At 63.9% G+C, this 25,267-nt stretch carries 18 protein-coding genes and 3 tRNA genes; 9 read left to right on the top strand and 12 right to left on the bottom strand.

Annotated elements, in window-relative coordinates; all coding sequences use genetic code 11:
* Nucleotides 1-85 precede the first annotated feature (85 nt).
* The gene (locus ACFOPH_RS19400) at nucleotides 86-1,684 is read left to right on the top strand and encodes a catalase (RefSeq protein WP_379736980.1); all 1,599 of its coding nucleotides are present in this window, start codon (nucleotides 86-88) and stop codon (nucleotides 1,682-1,684) included.
* A 192-nt stretch (nucleotides 1,685-1,876) separates the two neighbouring features.
* Here ACFOPH_RS19400 and ACFOPH_RS19395 read toward each other — a convergent pair whose 3' ends face one another.
* The 3 genes from ACFOPH_RS19395 to ACFOPH_RS19385 all read right to left on the bottom strand — a co-directional run bounded on the left by ACFOPH_RS19395 (nucleotide 1,877) and on the right by ACFOPH_RS19385 (nucleotide 5,993).
* Complete coding sequence (locus ACFOPH_RS19395; protein ID WP_312547386.1) at nucleotides 1,877-2,773, bottom strand: recombination-associated protein RdgC; 897 nt, start codon at nucleotides 2,771-2,773, stop codon at nucleotides 1,877-1,879.
* Nucleotides 2,774-2,859: 86 nt separating this feature from the next.
* On the bottom strand, nucleotides 2,860-3,936 hold the full coding sequence (dinB, locus tag ACFOPH_RS19390) for a DNA polymerase IV (RefSeq protein ID WP_312547385.1): 1,077 nt from the start codon (nucleotides 3,934-3,936) through the stop codon (nucleotides 2,860-2,862).
* Between the two features lie 245 nt (nucleotides 3,937-4,181).
* On the bottom strand, nucleotides 4,182-5,993 hold the full coding sequence (locus tag ACFOPH_RS19385) for a S8 family peptidase (protein ID WP_312547384.1): 1,812 nt from the start codon (nucleotides 5,991-5,993) through the stop codon (nucleotides 4,182-4,184).
* A 588-nt stretch (nucleotides 5,994-6,581) separates the two neighbouring features.
* On the opposite strand from ACFOPH_RS19385, the gene ACFOPH_RS19380 reads away from it, so the two are divergent.
* From ACFOPH_RS19380 to ACFOPH_RS19370, 3 genes are all read left to right on the top strand, one after another.
* Nucleotides 6,582-6,657 (top strand) — tRNA-Val (locus ACFOPH_RS19380).
* A 37-nt stretch (nucleotides 6,658-6,694) separates the two neighbouring features.
* Nucleotides 6,695-6,771 (top strand) — tRNA-Asp (locus ACFOPH_RS19375).
* 191 nt (nucleotides 6,772-6,962) lie between these two features.
* Nucleotides 6,963-7,039, top strand: a tRNA-Asp gene (locus tag ACFOPH_RS19370).
* 153 nt (nucleotides 7,040-7,192) lie between these two features.
* On the opposite strand, the gene ACFOPH_RS19365 is transcribed toward ACFOPH_RS19370, so the two are convergent.
* The 7 genes from ACFOPH_RS19365 to ACFOPH_RS19335 all read right to left on the bottom strand — a co-directional run bounded on the left by ACFOPH_RS19365 (nucleotide 7,193) and on the right by ACFOPH_RS19335 (nucleotide 18,328).
* Complete coding sequence (locus ACFOPH_RS19365) at nucleotides 7,193-8,356, bottom strand: GGDEF domain-containing protein (RefSeq protein WP_379736979.1); 1,164 nt, start codon at nucleotides 8,354-8,356, stop codon at nucleotides 7,193-7,195.
* A gap of 257 nt (nucleotides 8,357-8,613) precedes the next feature.
* The gene (locus ACFOPH_RS19360; protein WP_379737967.1) at nucleotides 8,614-10,860 is read right to left on the bottom strand and encodes a YgiQ family radical SAM protein; all 2,247 of its coding nucleotides are present in this window, start codon (nucleotides 10,858-10,860) and stop codon (nucleotides 8,614-8,616) included.
* A 169-nt stretch (nucleotides 10,861-11,029) separates the two neighbouring features.
* Nucleotides 11,030-11,323, bottom strand: a complete 294-nt coding sequence (locus ACFOPH_RS19355; RefSeq protein WP_312547382.1) for a DUF4404 family protein — start codon at nucleotides 11,321-11,323, stop codon at nucleotides 11,030-11,032.
* A 12-nt stretch (nucleotides 11,324-11,335) separates the two neighbouring features.
* The gene (locus ACFOPH_RS19350) at nucleotides 11,336-11,548 is read right to left on the bottom strand and encodes a VF530 family protein (RefSeq protein ID WP_312547380.1); all 213 of its coding nucleotides are present in this window, start codon (nucleotides 11,546-11,548) and stop codon (nucleotides 11,336-11,338) included.
* A 176-nt stretch (nucleotides 11,549-11,724) separates the two neighbouring features.
* Complete coding sequence (locus ACFOPH_RS19345) at nucleotides 11,725-13,845, bottom strand: M3 family metallopeptidase (RefSeq protein ID WP_312547378.1); 2,121 nt, start codon at nucleotides 13,843-13,845, stop codon at nucleotides 11,725-11,727.
* Between the two features lie 132 nt (nucleotides 13,846-13,977).
* Complete coding sequence (locus tag ACFOPH_RS19340) at nucleotides 13,978-16,101, bottom strand: M3 family metallopeptidase (protein ID WP_379736978.1); 2,124 nt, start codon at nucleotides 16,099-16,101, stop codon at nucleotides 13,978-13,980.
* Between the two features lie 91 nt (nucleotides 16,102-16,192).
* Entirely contained in the window at nucleotides 16,193-18,328 is a 2,136-nt protein-coding gene (locus ACFOPH_RS19335; protein WP_312547376.1) for a M3 family metallopeptidase, read from the bottom strand.
* A 219-nt stretch (nucleotides 18,329-18,547) separates the two neighbouring features.
* On the opposite strand from ACFOPH_RS19335, the gene ACFOPH_RS19330 reads away from it, so the two are divergent.
* Nucleotides 18,548-19,855: a GMC family oxidoreductase N-terminal domain-containing protein gene (locus tag ACFOPH_RS19330; protein WP_379736977.1), complete on the top strand. Its 1,308-nt coding sequence runs from the start codon at nucleotides 18,548-18,550 to the stop codon at nucleotides 19,853-19,855.
* Between the two features lie 160 nt (nucleotides 19,856-20,015).
* Here the strand turns inward: ACFOPH_RS19330 and ACFOPH_RS19325 are convergent, their stop codons facing one another.
* Nucleotides 20,016-20,219, bottom strand: a complete 204-nt coding sequence (locus ACFOPH_RS19325; protein WP_312547372.1) for a SlyX family protein — start codon at nucleotides 20,217-20,219, stop codon at nucleotides 20,016-20,018.
* A gap of 25 nt (nucleotides 20,220-20,244) precedes the next feature.
* A complete protein-coding gene (locus ACFOPH_RS19320; RefSeq protein WP_379736976.1) occupies nucleotides 20,245-22,326 on the bottom strand; it encodes a UvrD-helicase domain-containing protein in 2,082 nt (693 codons plus the stop codon).
* 69 nt (nucleotides 22,327-22,395) lie between these two features.
* Between ACFOPH_RS19320 and modA the strand changes: the two genes are divergently transcribed.
* The 4 genes from modA (at nucleotide 22,396) to ACFOPH_RS19300 (ending at nucleotide 25,252) form a co-directional block, all read left to right on the top strand.
* Nucleotides 22,396-23,166, top strand: coding sequence for a molybdate ABC transporter substrate-binding protein (gene modA / locus ACFOPH_RS19315; RefSeq protein ID WP_312547370.1), 771 nt, complete (start codon nucleotides 22,396-22,398; stop codon nucleotides 23,164-23,166).
* The gene (gene modB / locus ACFOPH_RS19310) at nucleotides 23,163-23,861 is read left to right on the top strand and encodes a molybdate ABC transporter permease subunit (protein WP_312547369.1); all 699 of its coding nucleotides are present in this window, start codon (nucleotides 23,163-23,165) and stop codon (nucleotides 23,859-23,861) included. The genes modA and modB overlap by 4 nt, the downstream gene beginning before the upstream one ends.
* Nucleotides 23,862-24,032: 171 nt before the next feature.
* Nucleotides 24,033-24,518, top strand: a complete 486-nt coding sequence (locus ACFOPH_RS19305) for an SRPBCC family protein (RefSeq protein WP_379736975.1) — start codon at nucleotides 24,033-24,035, stop codon at nucleotides 24,516-24,518.
* Between the two features lie 194 nt (nucleotides 24,519-24,712).
* The gene (locus ACFOPH_RS19300; protein WP_312547367.1) at nucleotides 24,713-25,252 is read left to right on the top strand and encodes an REP-associated tyrosine transposase; all 540 of its coding nucleotides are present in this window, start codon (nucleotides 24,713-24,715) and stop codon (nucleotides 25,250-25,252) included.
* The last annotated feature ends 15 nt before the right edge of the window (nucleotides 25,253-25,267 follow it).

The raw sequence follows: 25,267 nt of genomic DNA, 5'->3' as shown, positions 1-25,267 counted from the left end.
CTGGACATTCCGAAGGGCAGCAGCGCGCCCCCCTTCGGAATATCTTCCTATACTTTTCTCTCCCATGAATCAGAGGAGAGTTCTCATGTCAGACCGTCCCATCCTGACCACCCGCCAGGGTCATCCCGTGCGCGACAACCAGTCGCTGCGATCCGTCGGCGAGCGCGGTCCGGCAACCCTCGAGAATTATCAATTCATCGAAAAAATCACCCACTTCGACCGCGAGCGCATTCCCGAGCGTGTGGTCCATGCGCGCGGCACCGGCGCCCACGGGTATTTCGAAGCCTACGGCAAGATCGGCGACGAGCCGGCCAGCAAATACACCCGCGCCAAGGTGCTGACCGAGGTCGGCGTGCAGACGCCCGTGTTCATACGTTTCTCGACCGTGATCGGCGCCAAGGAGTCGCCGGAAACGGCGCGCGATCCGCGCGGCTTTGCCGTCAAACTGAAAACCGTCGAGGGCAACTGGGACCTGGTCGGCAACAACCTGAAGGTCTTCTTCATCCGCGACGCCATCAAGTTCCCGGACATGATCCACGCCTTCAAGCCCGACCCGGTCACCAACCAGCAGGAACCCTGGCGCTTCTACGACTTCATCGCGAACCACCCGGAATCGCTGCACATGGTTACCTGGGTCAAGAGCCCATGGGGCATCCCGGCCAACTACCGCGAAATGGAAGGTTCCGGCGTCAACACCTATAAACTGGTGAACGACGAGGGCGTGGCCCACCTCGTGAAATTCCACTGGCAGCCGCGCCAGGGCGTGCGCAACCTCACCGCCCAGCAGGCGGCCGAGATCCAGGCCCACGACACCAGCCACGCCACGCGCGACCTGTACCAGGCGATCGAGCGCGGTGACTATCCGGAATGGGAATTCTGCGTGCAGATCATGGCCGACGGCGAGCATCCCGAGCTCGACTTCGATCCGCTCGACGACACCAAACGCTGGCCGGAAGACCAGTTCCCGCTGCTGCCGGTAGGCCGCATGGTGCTGGATAAAAACCCGGACAACGTGTTCGCCGAGACCGAGCAGTCGGCCTTTGGCACCGGCGTACTGGTCGACGGCATCGATTTTTCGGACGACAAGATGCTGCAGGGCCGCACCCTGTCCTACTCCGACACCCAGCGCTACCGCGTCGGCCCGAACTACCTGCAATTGCCGATCAACGCGCCGCAGGAAAAGGCGCGCGCGAAGACCAACCAGCGCGACGGCCAGATGACCTATTACGTCGACGACGGCGGAGAGAACAAGCACATCAACTACGAGCCGAGCCTGATGGGCGGCATGCAGGAAGCGCCGCAACCGCAGCGCGACTACCACCAGTACGTGGAAGGCCACCTGGGCCGCTACCAGACCACCTCGACTGCCGCCGACTACAAGCAGGCCGGCGACCGCTACCGTACTTTCCAGGACTGGGAACGCGACGACCTGGTCAACAACGTCGGCGGCGACCTGAAGCAGTGCCCGGAACCGATCCAGCTGCGCATGGTGTGGCACCTGTGGCATTGCGACGAGGACTACGGTCGCCGCGTGGCGGAAATCGCCGGCATCGACCTCGAGAAGGCCAAGGCCCTGCCGCCGCTGCCGGGTAAACCAGCGCCGCACGACAACCGGCAAGGGTCGACCTATACCGACGGCAAGCGCGAAGAACCGGCGACCAGCGAGGAGGTGGGGGCGAAGTAAGCTGCGTTTGCCTCGGCAGTAAAGCAAAACGGACCCGTGAGGGTCCGTTTTTTGCTTCTGGTAGGGTGGGCACTTGTGCCCACGCGGTACGACGGATGATCGGTCGATACGGTGACGGTCGTGGTATGCGTCAGCACGACCGCGTGGGCTCGAGAGCCCACCCTACGCCCTTCGGCAAATGCCGCGGAACCCTTACGCCTTCGCTTCCCCGCCCAGCGCCTCGACCACGTCGGTCAGCATCTTGGCCAGTTCACCGGTCATCAGCATGATGTCGTTATCGAAACGCTCGTCGTCGCTGTAGGTGACGGTTTCGCCTTCCTTGATCACATCCAGCGGCTTGACGCCCTTGATCGCCAGCGATTCGGTCAGCACGAACGAGACGCGGCTGTTCCAGGTCATCGCCAGGCGGGTGCACTGCTTGCCCGAGGCGATGTGGCGGCGGATGTCTTCCGGGTCCAGCGAGTGCTTCACGTAGCGCACGGCGGCGCGGCTTTCGCCGGTGGCGCGCAGTTCGGTATCCTGGTCGATCGTGAAGTTGTACGGCGCTTCGTCCGACTCGAGCCAGCCGGTCATCACGGCCACCGGCGAGCGCTGCACGCGCAGCGATTCCAGCGGCAGCTTGTCGACCGCCTTGAGCAGCAGCTTGATGACGTCGTCGGCCTTCGAGGGGCTGGCGGCATCGATCACCAGCCAGCCGTTGACCGGGTCGATCCAGGTCCAGACATTGCTGCGGATCGAGAATGCGCGCGGCAGCAGTTCGTCGGCCACGCGTTCCTTCAATTCCTTCATCGCCTTCTTGCCCGGCGGGAAGCCCTGCTGCTCTTCCAGTTCGGCCGCCTTGGCCTTGGCCACCTGGTTGATCACCGAGCTCGGCAGCAGTTTCTTTTCCGTGCCCAGCATCATCAGCATCTGCTTGTTGACCACGTGGACCAGCTTGCCGTTGCCGCGCGGCGAATCCCAGCCCTGGCGCAGCAGTTCATTGCTGCTGGCCGGCGTGAAAGCCTGCGACTGCAGCGCGTCTTCCATTTGTTCAGGGGTGAACGCCCAGTTCTGGGGCAGGCGGTAAATCTGAAGATTCTTGAACCACATAGTTGCTTTCTGTTGTCTCAGTATTTCAGGGGAACGACATTTTACACGCTGATGTCGCACTATTTTTGGCAGGCAACATCAACAATTCAATGTGTTGTGTGTTCGTCAAACAGGCTGAGCTGCTCGACATGTTCGGCCTCGCCCAGGCGTACACCGACGCCCAGCAGGCGGACCGGGCGGCTGGCGCGCTGCCAGCCGATTTCCATCAGGCGCGCATAGCTCGGCAAATGTGGCGCGTAACCGACACACTCGACCGTGGTCTGCTGGAAGTCCGCGAATTTGATTTTCACGAACAGCTTATTGATGAATTTTTCGGCACCGTTGCGCTTGATGCGCCCCAGCAGATGTTCATACAGGTCCGGCAACAGGGCCAGGCAGCCCGCCAGGTCCGGCACGTCGGGCGTATACGTTTCCTCGGTGCTGACCGATTTGCGCTCGCGCTCGGGCGACACTTCGCGGTAGTCGATGCCCCGGCACAGGTCATGCAAACGCGCGCCAAAGCTGCCGAAGTGCTCCTGCAGCTTGTGCAGGCTCCAGCCGCGCAGGTCAGCGCACGTTTTCAGGCCCAGGTTGTTCATCTTGGCGGCCGTGACCTTGCCGACGCCGTGCAGCTTCTTCACAGGCAGTGCGGCAACGAAAGCATCTACCTCTTCCGGACGCACCAGGAACAGGCCGTCGGGCTTGTTCCAGTCGCTGGCGATCTTCGCCACGAATTTATTTGGCGCCACCCCGGCCGACGCCGTGATGCCGACGGTCTCGACAATGCGGCGCCGGATTTCCTGCGCGATCAGGGTCGCGCTGCCCTTGCAATGCGGCGAATTCGACACGTCGAGATAGGCTTCGTCCAGCGACAGCGGTTCGACGAGTTCCGTGTAGTCGCGGTAGATGTCCATGATCTGGCGCGACGCGATGCGGTACTTTTCCATTGCCGGCGGGATCACCAGCAGGTCCGGACACAGTTTCATTGCCTGGGCAGTGGCCATGGCCGAGTGGATGCCGTAGCGGCGCGCCTCGTAATTACAGGTCGCGATCACCCCGCGCTGGTCCGGCCGCCCACCGACGGCGAGCGGCCGGCCGCGCAGCGAGGGATCGTCGCGCATCTCGACCGACGCATAGAAGCAGTCGCAATCGCAATGGATGATTTTACGTGCGGGGGCGTTCACTCGGGCGGCGGCGGGAGCCGACTACTGTAATTCCGTACAGTATCTCGTCAATTGCGGTTTGGTGCAAGTAGGGGGGGCACGCTGTGCCCACGCGGTGATGGTTTGCAGCGAGATCACCGAGTCCGACATCGGAGCCGTTATCGATCACCGCGTGGGCTCGAGAGCCCACCCTACGAAGAAACAAAAAAAGACGCGCGGCAAGCCGCGCGTCTTTCACCCTTGGGACTCGACTGTTTTTACTGCAATTACCAGCCCAGGCTCAGCGTGTACTTGCCGTTGGTCGAACCGGTGCCGCCGCTGTAGTACTTGACGCGCACATAGCGTGCCGAGGTAGCGGTGGTCGAGTTCGTCACCGAAGCGCTGTCGACCGCGCCGGCGCTCTTTTCGCTCAGCGCCAGCTGGGTGCCGGCGCTGTTGTAGATGTACAGGTCGTAGTCGGCGGTCGACGAACCTGGGGTCATGGTCGCCGTGAGCGTTTTGCCGGCCGGCAGCTGGACCACGAAGTAGTCGGTGTCGGTGCTGGCGCTCATGGTGCCGTTGACGACCGTGCCGCTGGTGCTGATCGCGTTCGCGGTCGAGATCGTGTTGTTCGACTCGGTTTCGCTGATGGTCGGGCCCGGCGCCGGGGTGGTGCCGGTGGCCGATGCCACCGCTGCTGCCGCGTCGACGATACCGGTGCCGCAGCCCGAGCAGGTCGCCGGGAAGGCGCGTGCCGTGCTCTTCAGCTTGGACTCGATCTGGTCGGGCGTCAGCGCCGCGTTCTTCGCCAGCATCAGGGCCGCCACGCCGGCGACGTGCGGCGTCGCCATCGAGGTCCCCTGGTAGCCGGCGTAGCTGTCGGAACCCGGCGAGCTGGTGCCGCTGTTCAGGGTCGACAGGATACTGCCACCGGTGCCGCCGCCCGGCGCCGCCACGTCGACCACGGTGCCGTAGTTCGAGTACGAAGCCTTGCCGCCGGCGCGGGTGGTCGCAGCCACGGTCACGACGCCCGAGCAGTTGGCCGGGTTCGAGTTCGAGGCGTTCTGGTTTTCGTTACCAGCCGCGACGATCACGACGGTGCCGCGCGAACGGGCGCTGTTGATCGCGTTCTGGGTGGTAGTGTCGCAGGAACCGCTGCCGCCCAGCGACATGTTGATCACCTGGGCGCGGGCCGCGATGTTCGGTACGCCGCTGACGCTGCCGCCCGAGGACCAGACGATCGCGTCGGCGATGTCCGAGGTGTAGCCGCCGCACTTGCCGAGCACGCGCACCGGCACGATCTTGGCGCCGAAGGCGACGCCGGCCACGCCGACGCCGTTGTTGGTCGCGGCGGCGATGGTGCCGGCCACGTGGGTGCCGTGCCAGCTCGAGCCCGATGCCGCGTTGCCGGCGTAGCATTCGCTGGCGGAGACCCAGTCGCCCGGATCGGACGCGTCGCTGTCGCGGCCGTTGCCGTCGTTGGCGACGGCGGTGTCGGAGATGAAGTCGTAGCCGGCCAGGATCTGACCCGACAGGTCGGCATGTGGACGGTAGCCGGTGTCGATGACGGCGACGCGCACGCCGGCCCCGGTCGAGCTGTCCCAGGCTGCCGGCAGGCGCAGGCCGCCGGTCGCTTCATAGTAGTGCCACTGCTCGGTGTAGCGCGGGTCGTTCGGCGTCATCATCCTGGTCATGATGCGGTCCGGCTCGGCATATTCGATCGACGGGTCGCGCGCCATCATTTCCTTGGCCAGCGCACCCGCTTCGGTCAGCGAGAGCTTGCGGTTCAGCTTCATCACATGCGCGCCGGTGGCGATGCTGTGCATCGGAGCCAGCTTGGCGCCGAAATCCTGGCCGGCGCGGTCGACGGCCGCCTGGCGCGCCGCGGTCACGGCAGGTACGAAGGCGCGGCCGTTGACGACCTTGGCGTCCTTGTACTTCACGATCATGCGATCGGTATGCAGGATGTATTGCGCTTCCGGGGCGGCGCCGGGAACGGCATCGGGGACGGCGGCCGAGGCGTGGAGCGGACCCACGACGATGGCCAGTGCTGCAGTGACTTTCAACAAGCTCGGATAGATCGAATGCGTCGACTTCATGTTTCGTCCTTTGCTGTTAGTTTTCCGTCAGGGCAAAGCTGCCCTGTTTTATGGTTCCCCGGTTATCTCCCTACCGGGGTGCCCTCTGCTGGCGGCTTCAAAAGACTACTCCTGAGTAAATATGCGCGCAGGGAATTTCCAAGCGTTTGACGCGTTCGCGCAACGGTTTTTATGGCTGAGTTAACAAAAACATCGTTTATTTGCAAAGTTTGTATGTACGCCAAATAACATATGGTTGAACTTCATTGGCATGTCTACAACATCAATTACTTCATGTATAGATCAAGAGATTTGCCTATTCGATAAGCATAAAAAAACCCTCAGGCGTGCACGACTTTGTGCTTTGTCAGGTTGGTGTAATCAAAAGTTAAATTCAAATTTCATACCCAAGGTGTATGAATCGCTCACCGTCCGCGCCGCTTGATGACGGCGCATGCGGTGCGATACCGATGCGGATCAGCCGCGCCGACAGAACGCCTTTTGCATATTTTTATGAAAAACCCTTGCGCGATCTCGAAGCCTTACGCTATGATTCGGGCCTCTTCGGACGTGGTGACAAACGTCAGACGAACACTCTGAAAAGAGAGCGGGCGCTTAGCTCAGTTGGTAGAGCGGATCCCTTACAAGGATTAGGTCGGGAGTTCGACCCTCTCAGCGCCCACCAGATCAGAGTATCGATCGAAGTAACGATCAGAAAAAACGGAGCGGTAGTTCAGTTGGTTAGAATACCGGCCTGTCACGCCGGGGGTCGCGGGTTCGAGCCCCGTCCGCTCCGCCAGCATTTAGGAAGAAGAGTGTTCCCCCTGCGGGGAACACGAATTTGGGCGAGAAGGGATTCCCTTGCAAGGGAATCCGCGGCCCGCGGAACGTGGGCGAGCCCCGTCCGCTCCGCCAGCTTCAAAGAGAAGGGTCCGATGAATCGGGCCTTTTTTCTTGTCTTAGTAGTGGTCTTCGCAAGACCGAAAAACTGGAGCGGTAGTTCAGTTGGTTAGAATACCGGCCTGTCACGCCGGGGGTCGCGGGTTCGAGTCCCGTCCGCTCCGCCAGCTTCAAGAAAGAAGGGTCCGATTCGTCGGACCCTTTTTTCGTTTACGCGCACGAATGGTGATCGGCCGTGGCATCGAATGCGCTGCCTTCACCGCCAACTATCCCCGCGTGGGCAGCAAAGCTGCCCACCCTACAGGCCTGGCAGCGGCAATTCAAGCTGCGTGCCTGACCGCCCCACCCTCTTCGATCCGGTTCCGTCCATTGCGCTTGGCCGCATACAGCCCGCGGTCGGCGCGCGCCAGCGCCGCCGGCAGGTCCTCGTTGGGCTCGATCACGACCAGGCCGATGCTGACCGTCATCGTGTAGTTGTTGCCGCAGGTGAGCAGGCGGATCCCCATCGTCGCCTGGCGCAGGCGTTCGGCGGCCTGCCTGGCGCCGGCCAGGTCGGTGCCCGGCAGCGCCAGCGCGAATTCCTCGCCGCCCATGCGTCCCAGGATGTCGTGCTCGCGCAGGATGCCGCCCGTGGTGCGGGCGAACAGCAGCAGCGCCTCGTCGCCGGTGGCGTGGCCGAAACGGTCGTTGAGCTGCTTGAAGTGGTCGATGTCGAGCATCAGGAGCGCGATCGGCTGGCGCTGGCGCAGCGCCAGCATGCGCGCCGCGTCGGCGCGGGCGAAAAATTCGCGCCGGTTCAGCAAGCCGGTCAGGTCGTCGGTGCTGGCCAGCCGCTTCATGGTGGCGTCGTTGCGCTGCTTGCATATCAGCAGGAAGCCGAAGCCGTTCACGATCATCAGCATATAGCCCGACACGTAGGCCGCCAGCTGGCTGGCGTCGGCGCTGGCGAGGTTCAGCTCGTCATGCACGAAGGCGCCCACCGCCCAGGCCGCGATCGCCAGGCCGAATACGGCATCGTTGACGCCGATGATACGCTGCAGCAGCGACGGGTTCTTCAGCTTGGGATGCAGCAGCACGCAGGCGGTTGCAATCGCGCACAGCGCGAACACACAGGCGATCAGCCCGATCAGTTCGCCATACCCCGCGCCCATCAGTGGCGCGGTACAGGCCAGCAGCAGCGCCAGCCCGGCCAGCGGATAAACGATGCGCTGCCAGTTGCGGAATTCAAAGAAGGTGCAATAGGCCGCCACCTCGAGGGCGAGGCTGACGATCCAGCCCATCGGCTCCAACAGCAGCAGGGCCGGCACGCCCAGCTGTGGACGGGCAAAGGCCAGCAGCTGGGTGGCGCCCGCGACCACGCGCGCCCAGGTCCAGATGCGCGGGCCGGGGCTGGGCGCGGTGTCGCGGATGTAGGCGACCATCAGCAGGGCAAACGAGATGTTGCCGATGCCAAGCACCAGCATGAAAGTTTGGGTGTCGATCACTGCGCATTCCTTGCAGGAGCGTCGTTGCCGCCACCGCTCGCTTTCGATGCGGCGCTATCAAATGCACAACAACTGTTTCCTAAAGGAACTATATTACCTATTTTCCCGCATCCTGTACGCACGATTGAAAGATTTAGACGATGCCCCCGACGCTTGGGGCGGCAAGATATGTGCATGTCGTCGACAGGCAACGGCCATGAAAAAGGCCAGCACACGCATGGCGGCGTGGCTGGCCCGGACCTTTTCCAGAACGCTTATTAGCGTCCGGCTTTCGGCTTGGACTTGATGGTCGACAGGATCGAAGGCCGGTTCTTCTCCAGCACAGCGGGCGCGCCACGGCCGCCGGCCTGGGCACGTTCCGGCTGGCGCCGCGTATTTGCCGCGATCTGGTGCGGCTGCGGCATGCCGGTGCCGCGCTTGCGCTCGCCCTGCGGCGCCGTGGTCGGGCGTGCACCGGTCTGGCGCGGGGGCTGCTGGCGTGCGCCGGTCTCGCGCACCGCGCCTGATCCCCCCTCTTCCGACGGATGCCAGGCCGGCACCAGGTGGCGCTCGCCGTTGCCGATCAGGTCGCCACGACCCATCTTGGTCAGCGCTTCGCGCAGGATCGGCCAGTTCTCCGGGTGGTGGTAGCGCAGGAAGGCTTTATGGGCCTTGCGCATCTTGCCGCTGCGCGCGGTCTCCACGGTTTCCGAGTCTTCCGTCACCTTGTGCAGCGGATTCTTGCGGCTGTGGTACATGGTCGTCGCCATCGCCATCGGGGTCGGCGTGAAGGTCTGCACCTGGTCGAGCTTGAAGTTATTTTTCTTCAGCCACAGGGCCAGGTTCAGCATGTCCTCATCCGTGCTGCCCGGATGGGCGGCGATGAAATACGGGATCAGGTACTGCTTCTTGCCCGCTTCCAGCGAATACTTGTCGAACAGGCGCTTGAATTCGTCGTAGGCGCCGATGCCCGGCTTCATCATCTTCGACAGCGTGCCCTGCTCGGTGTGCTCCGGCGCGATTTTCAGGAGACCGCCCACGTGGTGGGTGACCAGTTCCTTCACGTATTCCGGCGAACGCACGGCCAGATCGTAGCGCAGGCCCGAGCCGATCAGGATCTTCTTGATGCCGGGAATGGCGCGCGCCTTGCGGTACAGCGAGATCAGCTTGCTGTGGTCGGTGCCCAGGTTGCTGCAGATGGTCGGGTACACGCAGGACAGGCGGCGGCAGGATTCCTCGATTGTTTTATCTTTACAGGCCAGGCGGTACATGTTGGCCGTGGGTCCGCCGAGGTCGGTAATCGTGCCGGCAAAATTCTTGGTCGTGTCGCGGATCAGTTCGATCTCGCGCAGGATCGACGGCTCCGAGCGGCTCTGGATGATGCGGCCTTCGTGCTCGGTGATCGAGCAGAAAGTGCAGCCGCCAAAGCAGCCGCGCATGATGTTGACCGAATACCGGATCATCTCCCAGGCCGGGATGTGGGCCTTGCCGTAGCTCGGGTGCGGCGCACGCGCATACGGCAGGTCGTAGACGTTGTCCATCTCGTCCATGGCCAGCGGCAGCGGCGGCGGATTGAGCCAGACGTCGCGGTCGCCGTGCGCCTGCACCAGGGCGCGGGCATTGCCCGGATTCGATTCGAGGTGGAACACGCGCGAAGCGTGGGCGTACATCACCGGGTCTTCGCTGACGGTTTCGAAACTCGGCAGGCGCACCACGGTTTTTCTTGCCTGCTCGCGCTTGGCGGCCTGGCGCTCTTCGCGCGTCATGATGACGACCGGTTTCACTTCCGGCTCCGGCGCGGCATTGTCCAGCGCGCAAGCTTTTGGATCTTCCAGCGCCATCGCGTAGGGATTCGGCTGCTTGTCGATGCGGCCCGGCACGTCCACGCGGGTGGAATTGTGCACGCTCCACTCTTCGTCCGGCAGCCAGCCTTGCGGCACCAGGAAAGCCGTGCCGCGCAGGTCGCGGATGTTCTTGATGTTCTCCCCGGCCGCGATGCGGCGCGTCACGTCCACCAGGGCGCGTTCGGCATTACCGAAGATCAGCAGATCGGCCTTCGATTCGAACAGCACCGAGCGGCGCACTTTATCCGACCAGTAATCGTAGTGCGCGATGCGGCGCAGCGAGGCCTCGATCGAGCCGACGATGACCGGCACGCCGGGATAGGCTTCGCGCACGCGCTGGGCGTACACCGTCACCGCGCGGTCCGGCCGCTTGTTCGGCTCGGCGTTCGGCGTGTAGGCGTCGTCCGAACGGATCTTGCGGTCCGCCGTGTAGCGGTTGACCATCGAGTCCATGTTGCCGGCGGTAATGCCCCAGTACAAATTCGGCTTGCCGAGGGCGCGGAAGGGATCCACGGAAGTCCAGTCCGGCTGGCTGATGATGCCGACCTTGTAGCCCTGCGCCTCGAGCAGGCGGCCAACCAGCGCCATGCCGAAGCTCGGATGGTCGATGTAGGCGTCGCCGGTGACGAGGATGATGTCGCACGAATCCCAGCCCAATGCGTCCATTTCGGCGCGGGTCATCGGGAGGAAAGGCGCGGCGGGTGCGCGGCTGGAGCGCTTGGGCACGCTCGCGAAGAGATTGGTTGGGGAGTTCATTGGCCGGCATTGTACCGGAAAACCATTTTTCCGGCTGCTCCCCGGCCGTAAAAATAGCTTGAATATCAATGACTTGTGGTAGAGCAGCGACCCTTCAGATGCCCATGCTCGACAGGATGTTGCCGAGTTCACGCAGCGTAGTCGCCATGTTCGGGTGGCGCGCGGTGAAGCGGGCGCTCAGTTCCTGGGTGCGCGAACCCAGGCCATAGGTGTTGGCGTCGAGGTCCTGGTCGGCGCGGCGCTCGAGCACCTGCTTGATGTCGCCGTCGAGCTGGCGCAGCAGCATCTGCAGTTCCTCGTCGACCTGATCGGTCTCGGACAGGCTGCGGTGCAGCGTCTTCAGGTGCGCCTTCAGGTTCGATTCGTTCGATTCGTTCTCGTTCAGCATGTCTTTCTCGCTCTAGTTGGGGAAGCGGGTCTCGAGATACAGCTTCTCGACCTGCTCGCGCGCCCAGGGCGTGCGGCGCAGGAACTTCAGGCTCGACTTGATGCTCGGATCTTTCTGAAAACAGTTGATGTCGATCCGGCGGCCGAGTCCGTCCCAGCCATAGTGCTCGACCAGGCGGGTTAACAGTGATTCTAAGGTAATACCGTGCAGGGGTTGAGCACTCATCGCTTGGAGCGTTTTTCGTAGTGGGAAACGGGTGATTTATACACCGGATTAAGGTGTGCATGGACACGAAAGAACGCGTGGGCTCAAGAGCCCACCCTACGCTTGCCGCCTTTCGTAGGGTGGGCACTTGTGCCCACGCGGTACAACATCAGATCAACCGCACAGCGGCCGACAGCTTACTCGCCCGTCAAACCACGGCGCTCCAGCAGCGGCTGCACCTGCGCATCGCGGCCGCTGAAGTTGCGGTACATCTGCATCGCGTCGAGCGTGCCGCCGCGCGAGAGCAGGGTCTTGCGGAAGTGGTCGCCGTTCTTGCGGGTCAGGCCGCCGTTTTCCTTGAACCAGTTCACGGTGTCGGCATCGAGCTTCTCGGCCCACAGGTAACCGTAGTAGCCGGCCGAATAGCCGCCCGAGAAGGTGTGCGAGAAGTAGGTGGTGCGGTAGCGCGGCGGCACCAGCGCGAAGTCCACGCCCGCCTTCTTCAGCGCCTCAGCCTCGAAGGCCAGCACGTCGGTCGGGATCTGGTTCGGCGCCAGCTGGTGCCAGGCCTGGTCCAGCAGCGACGCGGCCAGGTACTCGGTGGTGCGGAAGCCTTCGTTGAACTGGGCGGACGCCTGCACTTTATCCAGCAGTTCCTTCGGCATCGGCTCGCCGGTCTGGTAGTGCTTGGCGTAGTTGGCCAGCACTTCCGGCCAGGCCATCCACATCTCGTTGACCTGCGACGGGAACTCGACGTAGTCGCGCGGCACGCGCGCCAGGCGCGGGTATTTCACTTCCGAGAACATGCTGTGCAGCGCATGGCCGAACTCGTGGAAGGTGGTGCGCACTTCGTCGTAGGTGAGCAGGGTCGGCTCGCCCGCGGCCGGCTTGGCGATGTTCAGGTTGTTGGCGATGACGGGCTTGGTGCCCAGCAGCTTGCTTTGGCCGACCAGGGCATTGGCCCAGGCGCCGCCGCGCTTGTTCGAGCGCGCGTACGGGTCGAAGGTGAAGATCGCCAGCTGCTTGCCGTCGGCGTCGAACACGTCGAAGGTGCGCACGTCCTCGACATAGGTCGGCAGGTCCTTGCGTTCCTTGAAGGTGAGGCCGAATTCCTTGTTGGCGGCGAAGAACACGCCGTCCTGCAGCACGCGGTTCAGCTCGAAGTACGGACGCAGCTGGCCGGCGTCGAAGGCGTAGCGCTGCTGGCGTACCTTGTCGCTGTAGAAGGCCCAGTCGTGGGCGGCGGCCTGGAAGCCGCCTTTCTCGGCGTCGATCGCCTTCTGGATCTCGGCCGCTTCCTTCCGGGCGTTGTTCACGGCCGGCTTGGCGAATTCGGCCAGCAGCTTGTTGACGGCGCCGGTGGTCTTCGCGGTCTGGTCTTCCAGGTTGTAGGCGGCGTAGTTCGGGTAGCCCAGCAGCACGGCGCGTTCGGCGCGCAGCTTGGCGATCTGCAGCACGATGTTCTTGTTGTCGAACTCGCCGCCGCGCGAGCCGCGCGCCAACGATGCGGCCAGCAGTTTTTCGCGGGTGGCGCGGTTGGTCAGCACCGACAGGCCGGCTTGCTGGGTGGTGTTCACGACCGGGATCACGAACTTGCCGTCCAGGCCACGTTTTTTACCTTCCGCGGCGGCGGCGTCGATCTGCTTGTCCGACATGCCGGCCAGTTCGGCACGGGTGTCGACCACCAGCGCCGAGGCGTTGGCTTCCTTCAGCACGTTCTGGGCGAACTGGGTCGACAGCGCGGCCAGCTGGCCGTTCATCGCCTTCAGCTTGTCCTTGTCGGCGCTGGAGAGCTGGGCGCCGGCGCGCACGAAGTCGGTGTGGTAGCGCTCGAGCAGGTATTTTGACTCGGCGTCCAGGTTCAGCTTGTCGCGCTTGTCGTACAGCGCCTTGATGCGCGCGTACAGCTTCGGGTTCAGGCGGATCGCATCGTTGTGGGCAGCCTGCTTCGGCGCCAGTTCCTTGGCCAGCGCCTGCAGGGTGTCGTTCGTGTACGAGCCTTGCAGGGTGCCGAAGGCCGCGCCGACACGGTCGAGCAGGCGGCCCGAACGCTCCATCGCGACGATGGTGTTGTCAAAGGTCGGCGCCGCCTTGTTGTTGGCGATCGCTTCGATCTCCGCCGCTTCCTGGCGCATGCCTTCGGCAAACGCGGGCGCGAAGTGCTCGTTCTTGATCTTGTCGAACGGCGGGTACTGGAACTGCAGGGTGCTCGGCTTGGCGAACGGGTTCGACGCTTCCAGCAGCGACGCCGGTTGGGCATAGGCCAGGTTCGCGACGGCGACGCTGGCAGCGATCAACAACATTTGAGGACGATTCATAAACACTTTCTTCTTGAATAACCCGGGCGGTCACCGAAGCCCCCCGTAGGGTGGGCACTCCGTGCCCACGCGAAACGACGATCATTGTTGGCGGTGCAAACAGAACAGCGTTAGCTCCACCGCCACCCCAGATCACTCAGCCGTCAAACCACGACGCTCCAGCAGCGGTCCGATTTCCGGATCGCGCCCACGGAAGGACCGGTACATCTCGACCGCATCCATGGTGCCGCCCTTCGACAGCACCATCTGGCGGAAGCGCTCGCCGTTCTTGCGCAACAGGCCGCCGTTTTCCTTGAACCACTCGCCGGCGTCGGCATCGAGGCGCTCGGCCCACAGGTAGCTGTAGTAGCCGGCCGAGTAGCCGCCCGCAAAGGCGTGCGAGAAGTAGGTCGTGCTGTAGCGCGGCGGGACCGGGCCGAAGTCAAGGCCGGCTTCCTTCAACGCCTGCGCTTCGAAGCTCTTCACGTCCGACGGAATCGCCTTCGAGCCCAGCTGGTGCCATTTCTGGTCCAGCACCGCGGCCGCCAGGTATTCGGTGGTGCGGTAGCCTTCGTTGAAGCGCTGCGACGCGCGCAGCTTGTCGAGCAGTTCCTTCGGCATCGGCGCGCCGGTCTGGTAGTGCTTGGCGTAGTTGGCCAGCACTTCCGGCCAGGCCATCCACATCTCGTAGACCTGCGACGGCAGCTCGACGTAGTCACGCGGCACGCTGGTGCCCGAGAAGCGCGGGTATTTCACGTTCGAGAACCAGCCATGGGTGCCGTGGCCGAATTCGTGGAAGGTGGTGCGCACTTCGTCCCAGGTCAGGAGGGTCGGCTCGCCGGCGGCCGGCTTGACCAGGTTCAGGTTGTTGGTGATGACCGGCTTGTTACCCAGCAGCTTGCTCTGGGTGACCAGGGCGCTCATCCAGGCGCCGCCGCGCTTGTTGGCGCGCGCATACGGGTCGACCACAAAAATCGCCAGGTGGGTGCCGTTTTCTTCGAAGATGTCGTACACGCGCACGTCCGGATCGTAGACCGGCAGGTCCTTGCGCTCCTTGAAGGTGATGCCCCACAGCTGGTTGGCAGCGAAGAAGGCGCCGTTCAGGACGTTGTTGAACTCGAAGTAGGGCTTCAGTTCGTTGGCATCGAAGGCGTACTTGGCGGCGCGCACCTTGTCGCTGTAGTAGTTCCAGTCGGAGGCGGCGACCTTGAAGCCCCCCTTCTCGGCATCGATTACTTGCTGGATCTCGGCCGCTTCCTTGCCGGCGTTGCGCACGGCCGGCACGGTCAGGTCGGACAGCAGCTTGTTGACGGCGCCGGTGGTCTTGGCGGTCTGGTCCGCCAGCGAATAGGCGGCGTGGCTCTCAAAGCCGAGCAGCTCGGCGCGTTCGGCGCGCAGCTTGGCCAGCTTCAGCACGACCTCGCGGTTGTCGAACTCGCCGCCGCGCGCACCGCGCGCCATCGACAGGCTCAACAGTTTTTCGCGGGTGCCGCGATTGCTCAGGGTCGACATCAGCGGCTGCTGGGTGGTGTTCACGACCGGGAACACGAACTTGCCTTCCAGGCCGCGCTTCTTCGCCTCAAGCGCGGCGGCGGCGATCGCCTTCTCCGGCAGGCCGGCCAGTTCCTCGCGGGTGTCGACCACGAACGCCGAGGCGTTCACTTCCTTCAGCACGTTCTGGCTGAACTGGGTCTGCAGGGCGGCCAGCTGGCTGTTCATGGCCTTCAGCTTGGCTTTGTCCGCTTCCGACAGCTGGGCGCCGGCGCGCACGAAGTCCTTGTGGTAGCGCTCGACCAGGTAGGCCGATTCGGCGTCGAGCTTGAGGCTGTTGCGCTTGTCGTACAGGGCCTTGATGCGGGCGTACAGTTTCGGGTTCAGGCGGATCGAGTCGGCGTGCGCGGCCAGCTTCGGCGCCAGCTCCTTGTCCAGCGCCTGCAGCTGGTCGTTGGTGTAGGAGCCGATCAGGGTCTGGAACACGGCCTGCACGCGGGTCAGCAGCTGGCCCGAGCGCTCCATCGCGACGATGGTGTTCTCAAAAGTAGGCGCGGCCTTGTTGTTGGCGATCGCTTCGACTTCGGCGGCGTGCTGGCGCATGCCTTCGGCGAACGCCGGCGCGAAGTGTTCGTTCTTGATCTTGTCGAAGGCCGGGTAGCCATATTGCAGGGTGCTCGGCTTGGCGAACGGGTTGGCGGCGTCGAGCGAGGCGCTCGGTGCGGCCCAGGCCAGGTTGGCCACGGCGACGCTGGCGGCGATCAGGAGCATGCGTGGACGATTCATGTGTCTCTGTTTATGGTGGTGGTGAATGAGGTGACGTGTGCATGCCCGGCCTGTCTCCCGGCCGGCATGCACACGAAGCTTGCGTTTGAAACTACTGCGCCGTCAGGCCGCGGCGTTCGAGCAGGGGCTCGATGATCGGGTCGCGGCCGCGGAAGTTGCGGAACAGGTCCATCGCCTCGGCGGTGCCGCCGCGCGACAGCAGGGTCTTGCGGAAGTGGTCGCCGTTCTTGCGCGACAGGCCGCCGTTCTCGGTGAACCACTGCACGGTGTCGGCGTCGAGCTTTTCGCTCCACAGGTAGGCGTAATAGCCGGCCGAGTAGCCGCCGTTCATCGAGTGCGAGAAATAGGTCGTGCGGTAGCGCGGCGGCACCGGCGCGAAGTCGACGCCGGCGTCCTTCAGGGCCTTCGCCTCGAAAGCGAGGACGTCGGTCGGGACCTGGGCCGGGGTCAGCTGGTGCCATTTCTGGTCGAGCAGCGAAGCGGCCAGGTACTCGGTCGTCATGAAGCCCTGGTTGAATTTTTTCGAGGCGACCACCTTGTCCAGCAATTCCTTCGGCATCGGCGCGCCGGTCTTGTAGTGCTTGGCGTAGTTGGCCAGGACTTCCGGCCAGATCGCCCACATCTCGTTGACCTGCGACGGATACTCGACGAAGTCGCGCGGCACGTTGGTGCCCGAGAAGTGCGGGTACTTCACGTCCGAGAACATGCCGTGCAGCGCATGGCCGAACTCGTGGAAGGCCGTGCGCACCTCGTCATAGGTCATCAGGGTCGGCTCGCCAGCGGGCGGCTTCGGGATGTTCAGGTGGTTGCCCACGACCGGGTGCTTGCCCAGCAGGTGGGACTGCGAGACGTACTCGTTCATCCAGGCCCCGCCCTGCTTGTTGGCGCGCGCGTAGGGGTCGAAGATGAAGATCGCGAGCGGCTTGCCGTTGGCGTCGATGACATCGAAGGTGCGCACGTCCGGATCGTAGACCGGCAGGTCCTTGCGCTCCTTGAAGGTGATGCCGTATTCCTTGGTCGCGGCGAAGAACACGCCGTTGACCAGGACGTTGTTCATCTCGAAATACGGGCGCAGCTGGTTCTCGTCGAAATTGTACTGGGCGGCGCGCACTTTATCCGTGTAATAGGCCCAGTCGTGGGCGGCGACCTTGAAGCCCCCTTTTTCCGCATCGATGATCTTCTGGATCTCGCCCGCTTCCTTTTTCGCGTTGTCGACGGCCGGCTTGGCCAGTTCGGCCAGCAGCTTGTTGACGGCGGCCGGGTTCTTCGCGGTTTCCAGTTCCTGCGAGTAGGCGGCGTAGTTCGGGTAGCCCAGCAAGGTGGCGCGCTCGGCGCGCAGCTTGACCAGCTTCAGCACCAGGTCGCGCGAATCGAATTCGCCGCCGCGGCTGCCGCGGTTCATCGAGGCGGCCTGCAGGCGCTCGCGCACCGACCGGTTGGTCAGGCTCGCCAGCGGCGGCTGGATGGTGGTGTTGACGATGGCGATGGCGTACTTGCCGTCCATGCCGCGCTTCTTCGCCTCGGCGGCGGCGGCGGCGATCTCGGCGTCGGACAGGCCGGCCAATTCCTCGCGGGTGTTGACGATCAGGGCCGAGGCGTTCGCCTCCTTCAGCACGCGCTGCGAGAACTCGGACTGCAGGGAGGCGATCTGGCCATTGTAGGCCTTCAGTTTTTCCTTGTCCGCGCTTGAGAGCTTGGCGCCGGCGCGCACGAATTCCTTGTAGTAGCGCTCGAGCAGGAAGGCCGCCTCGGCGTCCAGGCCCAGGCTGCTGCGCTTGTTGTACAGGGTCTCGACGCGCTTGAACAGTTTCGGGTTCAGGTGGATGGCGTCGCTGTGCGCCGCCAGCTTGGGCGACATTTCGCGGTCGATCGCGTCCAGGCGGTCGTTGGTGTTGGCGGTCTGCAGGTTCGAGAACACGGCGGCCACGCGCGACAGCATCTGGCCCGAGCGCTCCAGCGCGACGATGGTGTTATCGAACGTCGGCGCCGCCTTGTTGTCGGCGATGCTCGCCACTTCGCGCAGCTGTTCGCGCATGCCGGCGGCGTAGGCCGGCAGGAAGTGCTCGTCCTTGATCTTGTCGAAGGCCGGGTAGTTGAACGGCAGCGCGCTCGGCTTGGCGAAGGGATTGGAGGCATCCAGCGTGGCGCCGGAGCCGGCAGGGGCAGCAAAGGCCGTGCCGGCGAACGCCAGGCTGGCCGCGATGATGAGCATTTGTGGACGTTTCATGGTCTCTCTCACGAACTCGAAGGGACTGCCCGCGGGATCGCCGCCGACAGCTGCGCGCCAGATCATAGCAGGCTTTATTGCCCTATCGTCATAGTGAAACAAAAGCATACAAACATGTATATACAAGTTGACGCACGGTAGCGCGATGCCGCGCTCCCAGGTGGCGAGAAAGCGTGGGGGCCGTGGTAGCATCGGCGTCTCCCGACAGCGCTTCCGTCCATGCCTCCCCTTTTACCTTCCTATGACGCCATCGTCGTCGGCAGCGGCCCCGGCGGGGCCAGCACCGCGCGGGAACTGGCCCGGTCCGGCCTGCGCGTGCTGGTGCTGGAACAGGGCGGCGCCGAGCCTTTAATGGGCACGGTAACGCAGATGGCGGCGATGGCCGCCGTTCCGGGCAAGGGCGCCTACGTACATCGCGACGCTTCGCTGCTGGTGGCCGGCATCACGGCGGGCGGCAGCTCGGCGATCAACTTCGCCACCGCCGCGCCGCCGCCCCCAGGCATGTTCGAACGCCACGGCATCGACCTGGCGCCGGCCCTGGCTGCACTGCGTGCGGAACTGCCGATGGCGCCCCTGCCCGATACGCTGATCGGCCCGATGGCCGCGCGCATGATGGCCGCCGCGCACGCCCTGGCGCTCGACTGGCGCAAGCTCGACAAGATGATCCGGCCCGCGGCTTGCCGCAGCGGCTGCTGGCGCTGCGTCTACGGTTGCCCATTTGGCGCCAAGTGGACGGCGCGCGATTTCCTGGACGAGGCATGCCGCCATGGCGCCCGGCTGGCCGAGCGTGCCCGCGTGCTGCGCGTGCTGGTGGAAGATGGCCGCGCCTCAGGCGTCGCCGTGCAGGTCGGCGGCGAAACGCGGACGATCAAGGCGCCGATCGTGGTGCTCGCCGCCGGCGGCCTGGGCAGTCCGCGCCTGCTGCACGCCTCAGGCCTGGGGCCGCGCCATGCTCCCTTCTTCAGCGATCCGGTGATCGCCGTGATGGGCAGCGTGGACGACATCGACGGCGGCGCCGAGGTGCCGATGGCGGGCGGCCTGAGCCTGCATGAGGAAGGCGTCGCGCTGGCGGATTTGACCTTGCCGCAGCCGATGTACGCGGCTTTCGCGGCCCAGGTCGGGCGTGTCGACCGCCTGTTCGCGCACAGGCGCACCTTGTCGATGATGGTCAAGATCCGCGACGAGATCGGCGGCAAGGTGACGCCGCGCTGGGCCGACAAGCGGCTCACGGAAAACGATCGCCAGAAGCTGCGGCATGGCGTGGACATGGCCAGGGCGATCCTGCGCCAGGCAGGGGCGCATCACATTTTCCAGTCCTGGCATTTTGCGGCGCATCCGGGTGGGAGCGTGCGCATCGGGGAGGGAGTGGATGCCGATCTGCAAACGCCGACGCCTGGATTGTTCGTCTGCGACGCGTCCGTCATTCCCGAGCCGTGGGGCTTGCCGCCGACCTTGACGCTGCTGTGCCTGGGCAAGCGGCTGGGTGGGTGGATTGGCGAAGACCGGGTTCGTAGGGTGGGTTCTTGAACCCACGCGGTTTCACCCGATGATCAAAATCAGCAGCCACCGCAAACGCGGCGTGTGCGCAGTCGCTGTACAGCGTGGGTTCAAGAACCCACCCTACGCCTCCGCCAGCGCCGCCGATTCCCAGACAATCAGGCACCCAGCACAGGTAAAACCGTACCGTTCAATAATGCGGCGGCCGCTCGTTGATCGGGCTCTGCCCGGCTTCCTGCAGCGTGCGCACGTGCTCGGCCAGCTTGGTGACCATGGCCTCCAGTTGATCGATCCTGCGCGCCTGCTGGTAGACGATCCCGTTCAGGGAATCGACCAGGTCTTCCTGCTGCGCGAGCTTGATTTCGATGTCGACAAAACGGTCTTCGTGGTCCACGGTGCTTCCCTGGTTTAAACGGGCATTATGACATCAGCTTGGCGGCGTCCGGCTTCGGCGTATTCAGCAGCGCCTTCAAATTCGCCAGGCGCTCCTTCGGGCTGAGCACTTCGCTTTCCTTGGGCGGTGCGTCGCCCTCGTCCAGCGCCATCTCCTTGATGAAGCGCGACGGGTCGCAGTGCACCAGCTCGCCGGCGCGCTTCCTCTTCTTGCACCAGGTGACCTGCAGCGTGCGCTGGGCGCGCGTGATGCCGACGTACATCAGGCGCCGCTCTTCCTGGATGCGCGCCGCGATCTTCTCGATCAGGTCGTCGGGGTCGCCCTTGTGCGGCAGGATGCCCTCCTCGACGCCGACCAGGAACACGTGCGGATATTCCAGGCCTTTCGAAGCGTGCAGGGTCGACATGCGCACCGCGTCCTGCTCTTCGTCCTGGCCTTCCAGCATCGACATCAAGGCCACCATCTGCGTCAGCTCCAGCAGGTTCTTTTCTTCGCCGGTGCCGTCGCGTCCGCCGTTGCCGCGTTCCTTCAGCCAGTTGAGGAACTCCATGACATTCTGCCACTTGGCCTGCGCCGCGCGGTCGTCGAAGTTCTCGTACAGGTAGTGCTCGTAATTCATCTCCTTCATCATGTCGTCCAGCACCTCGGCCGCATTCTCGCCGCTGCCGGACGGGCCGGGGCGCGTGGCGCGGCTTTCCAGCTCGTCGATGAAGCGGCAGAAGTCGCGCAGCGGATGCAACTGGCGGTCCTGCAATTTCGCTTCGATGCCGCCCTTGCCGGCGGCCTCGAACAGCGAGCAGTTCCACTGCTTGGAGAATTCGCCGAGCACCTCGAGCGTGGCCATGCCGACGCCGCGTTTCGGGGTCGTCACCGCACGGATGAAGGCCGGGTCGTCGTCCTGGTTCGCGATCAGGCGCAGGTAGGCGATGATGTCCTTGATCTCGGCTTTGTCAAAAAAGCTCTGCCCGCCCGACATCGTGTACGGGATGCGCTCCTTGCGCAGCGCCTGTTCGATGATGCGCGCCTGGTGGTTGCCGCGGTACAGGATCGCGTAATCGGTCCACTTGTTCTTGCGTTGAAAATGGTCGGCCGAGATCATGATTGCGACCTGGTCGGCTTCCTGCTCGTCGCTCTGCATCCCCAAGACCTTGATCGGTTCGCCCAGGCCATGTTCGGACCACAGCGACTTCTCGAACAGTTTCGGGTTGTTGCCGATGACGGCATTCGCCGCCTGCAGGATGCGCGTGGTCGAGCGGTAGTTCTGCTCGAGCTTGATCACGCGCAGGTCCGGGAAGTCGGTCTGCAGGGTTTTCAGGTTTTCGACCGAGGCGCCGCGCCAGGCGTAGATCGCCTGGTCGTCGTCGCCCACCGCCGTGAACATCGGCTTCTTGCCGAGTCCCGTCACCAGCAATTTGACCAGCTCGTACTGGCAGGTATTCGTGTCCTGGTACTCGTCCATCAACAGGTAGCGCAGGCGGCGCTGCCAGCGGTCGCGGATCGGCTCGTTGTTGCGGAACAGCTCCACCGGCAGGCGGATCAGGTCGTCGAAGTCGACCGCCTGGTAGGCCTGCAACGTGGCGACATAGCTGCGGTAGATGCGGCCGGCCTGGGCCTCGTCCTCGTCCTTGGCGTTGTTGATGGCGTCGTCGGGATCGACCAGGCCGTTCTTCCACAGCGAGATCATGTTCTGGATGCGCCGCACTTCCTGTTTATCGGTCGTGACGGCCAGGCTGGAGACGATGGTGTAGCAATCGTCGCTGTCCATGATCGAGAACTTGTCTTTCAGGCCGACGCCGGCCGCTTCCTGGCGCAGGATTTTCACGCCCAGCGAGTGAAAGGTCGAGACCGTGATCTGCTTGGCCTGCTTCGGCTGTTTCAGCAGCTTGCCGATGCGCTCCTGCATCTCGAGCGCGGCCTTGTTAGTGAAGGTCAGCGCCGCGATCGTGCGCGGATCGTAGCCGCGGTCTTCGATCATGTACGCGATCTTCTGGGTGATCACCCGCGTCTTGCCCGAGCCGGCGCCCGCCAGCACCAGGCTGGGGCCGTCGAGGTAGAGCACGGCTTCGCTTTGCGGCCCGTTCAGGCCGAACTTTGGTGCATTAGACATGGGAAATATTCTTGAGGACAGCCGAGCATTGTAGCGAAGCCGGGATGGCCGCGCGCTACAATGTTGGGCATGAAAAAAATCTTCGTACTGTTGCTGGCAAGCATACTTGCCGTGCCGGCGCTGGCGCGCCCGCTGCTGGTCGCCGCCGCCAGCGATCTCGGCTATTGTATCGATGAACTCGCAGCCGCGTACCGGAAAACCGCACCCGACGCCGAGCTGAAAGTCTCGCTTGGTGCATCTGGCAACTTTTTTGCACAAATTCGCAACGGCGCGCCGTTCGAGGTCTTCCTGTCGGCCGACATGGACTATCCGCGCCAGCTGGCCAGGCTCGGCGTGGCTGACGGCGCCACCCTTGCCCCCTATGCGGTCGGGCGCATCGCCCTGTGGACGCTCGACCCGCAGCTCGACCCGAACAAGGGTTTGGCCGCCCTGCTGAACGACAAGCGCGTGCGCCGTTTCGCGATCGCCAATCCGGTCACCGCGCCCTATGGCAAGGCGGCCAGGGCAGCGCTCGAGCGCGACGGCCTGTGGCAGGCGGCGCAGTCAAAAATCGTGGTCGGCGAAAACATCGCCCAGACCGCGCAATTCGTCCAGACCGGCAACGCCCAGGCCGGCATCATCTCGTTTGCCACCCTGCACTCGACCAGGCTGAAAGGCGTCGGCCGTTATGCCCTCATTGCCCAGGACGGGCTGGCGCCGATCGAGCAAGGCGCCATCGTCACCCGCGCCGGCGCGAACAACCCGCATGCGGCCGGCTTCCTGCGTTTCCTCGGCTCGCCTGAAGCGCGCGCCATCCTTGCACGCAACGGTTTCAGCCTGCCGGCGGGCGCCGCCGAATGACGGATTGGCAGTTCCCGCCCGAGCTGTGGGACGCGATCGGCCTGACCCTGCGCCTGGCCTTCGTCACCTCGGCGGTGCTGCTGGTCATCGGCATTCCGCTCGCCAACTGGCTCAACAACAGCAGGCGGCGCGGCGTCATCTTCATCGAGACCCTGGTCAGCCTGCCGATCGTGCTGCCGCCGACCGTGATCGGCTTTTATTTGCTGATGCTGATGGCGCCGCAGCAACCGCTGGGCGCGGCCTGGCTGTCGGTGTTCGGCCATTCGCTGCCGTTTTCCTTCGCCGGGCTGGTCGCCGGCTCGGTCGTCTACAGCCTGCCCTTCGCGGTGCAGCCCTTCCAGGCGGCCTTCCGCGGCGTCGGGCGCGAGATGGTGCAGTCGGCGCTGGCCCTGGGCCTGACCAAACGGCAAGTGTTCTGGTCGATCGTGCTGCCGCTGTCGAAGCACGGCATCCTGACCGGCGTGTCGCTCAGCTTTGCCCACACGATGGGCGAGTTCGGCGTCGTGCTCATGCTCGGCGGGAATATCCCAGGAGAGACCCGGGTGGCCTCGATCGCGCTCTACGATGAAGCGCAGAAGTTGAATTATGGCGCGGCGCACGCATATGCCCTGGTGTTGCTGGCCATTTCCTTTGCCATCCTGATCGGGATCGCTTTCTTGCAACGCAGACAGAACGCGATCCTGCTATCCAATTGAGCGGTAATCAAGAGCGTTTAACAAAGCCTCCAGGGCAAGGCGCAGCGTCGATGACAGTACGCTTGTACGGCGAGACGATGCAACGCAGCCATGGAGGTTGTGTTGGACGCACGATCGGTTACCATCGCCCCTTTGGCGCACTGCGCCACCCGACGACGAGCACGAGAAACGATGAAATTCGAACACCTGATTGAAATTAACGACCCGCTCAACCCGCTGATCGACACGATCACCCGCGAACAGCTGTGGCGCGGCCTGGTCATCCGCGCCGAGTCGCCGAAAATGTTCGTGCCGCACCTGGACGAGTGCGCCATCGGCGAGCGCAACAGCGGCACCTTCACGCGCCGCCTGCGCTACGGCGACCTGGTCATCGAAGACACCGTCGTGCTCACGCCGCTGCAGCAGGTACGCTACGAGGTGCCGGCCCAGGGCGAGATCCAGGCGTCCACTCTCACCATGACCATCGAGGCCCCGGACGAGGCCCGTCTTTTCGTGCGTTTCTGCTACGACGACGGCACCGGCGACCACGTCGACGCGGCGAACAAGATGTACGACGAGTTCAAGAAATCGGCCTACCAGGAAGCGGACCTCGACACGATCCGCATCCTGCGCCAGCTGGCGGCGCAGGGCAAGCTCGACGCAAGCTATCTGAATTAATTTGCAAGACGATTACACTGCACCTCTGGGTAATCGCGCTGCATCCCGTACGGTGGGCACTCTGTGCCCACGCGTAACGCCGCATACCGACTGCTGGGACCGAACTGATGCGACGACGTTCCGTTGACGTGTGTCATTGATCACACGCGACGCCACCTGGACCGCCACATGCCTGCCCTACAATCCGCGGCACTATGTCCCGCTACCGCCGCGCCTACAACGGTCATACCTACTTCTTCACGTTGGTCTCGTTCCGGCGCCGGCCCATCCTCTGCTACTCACCCATCCGCAATGCCCTGCGCTCGGCCCTGATCGAGGTACGTCAACGGCGGCCCTTCGAGATCGATGCCTGGGTCCTGATGCCGGACCACCTGCATTGCATCTGGACGCTGCCTTCTGGTGATACCGATTACTCGACGCGCTGGGCGCTCATCAAACGTCTGGTATCGCGTTCATGTGCGCATGAGCTCGACGATGGCTGGCGGCCGAGTACTTCACGCATCAAGCACCGTGATTCCATCGTCTGGCAGCGCCGATTTCATGAACACATGATTCGTGACGAATGGGATTTCGAGCGGCACGTGGATTACATCCATTTCAATCCGGTGAAACATCGGCATGCCAACAGCGCGGCAACGTGGCCGTTTTCGACGTTTCATCGGTATGTGCGGGAAGGTGTATATCCGGCGGATTGGGGCGGCACGGCGCATGCGGCACGGATTGAGTGGGAATAGCCGCGTACGTGACCG

Source organism: Massilia haematophila, from assembly GCF_042647645.1.
Lineage (GTDB): Bacteria > Pseudomonadota > Gammaproteobacteria > Burkholderiales > Burkholderiaceae_D > Telluria > Telluria haematophila.
Note: the sequence above shows the minus strand (reverse complement) of the source record. Positions and strands in the feature narration are given on the sequence as shown.

Coding starts and splice junctions, on each gene's coding strand:
- ACFOPH_RS19320 (WP_379736976.1), bottom strand. CDS start 22,326: ATGTCTAATGCACCAAAGTTCGGCCTGAACGGGCCGCAAAGCGAAGCC.
- modA (WP_312547370.1), top strand. CDS start 22,396: ATGAAAAAAATCTTCGTACTGTTGCTGGCAAGCATACTTGCCGTGCCG.
- ACFOPH_RS19330 (WP_379736977.1), top strand. CDS start 18,548: ATGCCTCCCCTTTTACCTTCCTATGACGCCATCGTCGTCGGCAGCGGC.
- ACFOPH_RS19345 (WP_312547378.1), bottom strand. CDS start 13,845: ATGAATCGTCCTCAAATGTTGTTGATCGCTGCCAGCGTCGCCGTCGCG.
- modB (WP_312547369.1), top strand. CDS start 23,163: ATGACGGATTGGCAGTTCCCGCCCGAGCTGTGGGACGCGATCGGCCTG.
- ACFOPH_RS19400 (WP_379736980.1), top strand. CDS start 86: ATGTCAGACCGTCCCATCCTGACCACCCGCCAGGGTCATCCCGTGCGC.
- ACFOPH_RS19335 (WP_312547376.1), bottom strand. CDS start 18,328: ATGAAACGTCCACAAATGCTCATCATCGCGGCCAGCCTGGCGTTCGCC.
- ACFOPH_RS19355 (WP_312547382.1), bottom strand. CDS start 11,323: ATGCTGAACGAGAACGAATCGAACGAATCGAACCTGAAGGCGCACCTG.
- ACFOPH_RS19395 (WP_312547386.1), bottom strand. CDS start 2,773: ATGTGGTTCAAGAATCTTCAGATTTACCGCCTGCCCCAGAACTGGGCG.
- ACFOPH_RS19360 (WP_379737967.1), bottom strand. CDS start 10,860: ATGACCCGCGCCGAAATGGACGCATTGGGCTGGGATTCGTGCGACATC.
- ACFOPH_RS19385 (WP_312547384.1), bottom strand. CDS start 5,993: ATGAAGTCGACGCATTCGATCTATCCGAGCTTGTTGAAAGTCACTGCA.
- ACFOPH_RS19300 (WP_312547367.1), top strand. CDS start 24,713: ATGTCCCGCTACCGCCGCGCCTACAACGGTCATACCTACTTCTTCACG.
- ACFOPH_RS19350 (WP_312547380.1), bottom strand. CDS start 11,548: ATGAGTGCTCAACCCCTGCACGGTATTACCTTAGAATCACTGTTAACC.
- ACFOPH_RS19340 (WP_379736978.1), bottom strand. CDS start 16,101: ATGAATCGTCCACGCATGCTCCTGATCGCCGCCAGCGTCGCCGTGGCC.
- ACFOPH_RS19305 (WP_379736975.1), top strand. CDS start 24,033: ATGAAATTCGAACACCTGATTGAAATTAACGACCCGCTCAACCCGCTG.